General features: G+C 41.2%; 1 protein-coding gene and 1 pseudogene. One reads left to right on the forward strand and one right to left on the reverse strand.

Annotation, left to right across the window (positions count from 1 at the left end):
• Nucleotides 1-247: pseudogene (locus A3766_RS05270) on the forward strand (extracellular solute-binding protein); the annotation flags it as partial.
• A 170-nt stretch (nucleotides 248-417) separates the two neighbouring features.
• Here the strand turns inward: A3766_RS05270 and A3766_RS05275 are convergent.
• On the reverse strand, nucleotides 418-777 hold the full coding sequence (locus A3766_RS05275; RefSeq protein WP_068513323.1) for a type II toxin-antitoxin system RelE/ParE family toxin: 360 nt from the start codon (nucleotides 775-777) through the stop codon (nucleotides 418-420).
• Nucleotides 778-918 lie beyond the last annotated feature (141 nt).

Here is a 918-nt window from a genome sequence, read left to right on the forward strand (position 1 = left end):
CGCAGGCGTCGTAGCCGATTCCGACAATAAAGAACTCGCGCAAGATTTTTTAGAATGGATGCTATCTAAACAAGCACAATCCCAATACTCACGACTCAGCATGGAATACCCGGCTCACCGAAGAGTCTACCCGGACCGAGCTGTCGCCAAGCATGGAAAATTTAAAGAGAACAAAACCCATGTTGAAGAGTTTTCGCCTTATCAAAGCACTGCGAATGCTATCGCGAGGAAAGCTAGGTATAAGTAAGCAATGTCTGGCTAGGGGTATGAAGTTTTCAATCGTAGCCTGTTTTTAACAGACATGGTCGGCTTGGTCGTTAAAGTGCCACAGGCACACCTAATAGGCCATTATCAATATGGCCTCATTGTCCTGATTTAAGGCTGTCGCAGATTTTTGACTTTGAGCACGCAGCTTTATTAAATTACCGATAACGGGTTAGCCAATATCTCCTTGAGCCTATTCGGCGTATCCATTCTTACACCAAGTATACTTATGACACCTACCCCACCACTTTTAAGCTCCTTCAGGTAAATCACCTCATTCTCATAACGAGTAAAATGAATACTTTCAGTTGTGATGTCTGAGATCATATCAAGAGGAAAAACTCGGGGTCTTAAACCATTGTGTTTACCGGTGTTTGAAATTTCATCTATAGCGTCAAAAAGCCCATCAATATACTTGTCAGCTTGGTTTTCTCCAAATCGTTGAAAACCATAATCCCAAATACTATCTAGCTGAGCCATGGCTAAAGGGGAGTATTTAGCTTCAATCGTCATTTTTTAGGCCATTTCTTTTCAAAGCTCTATTTTTAAATTCATCTCGTTTTATTGGTTTAAATTCGCTTTCTTCAAATCTCAAGCCTTCATTTAAAGAAGACCTAACACGTTCCCACTTAGCCGAATCTTTCCGCTCCATAT

The sequence above is a fragment of the Oleiphilus sp. HI0132 genome (assembly GCF_001635845.1).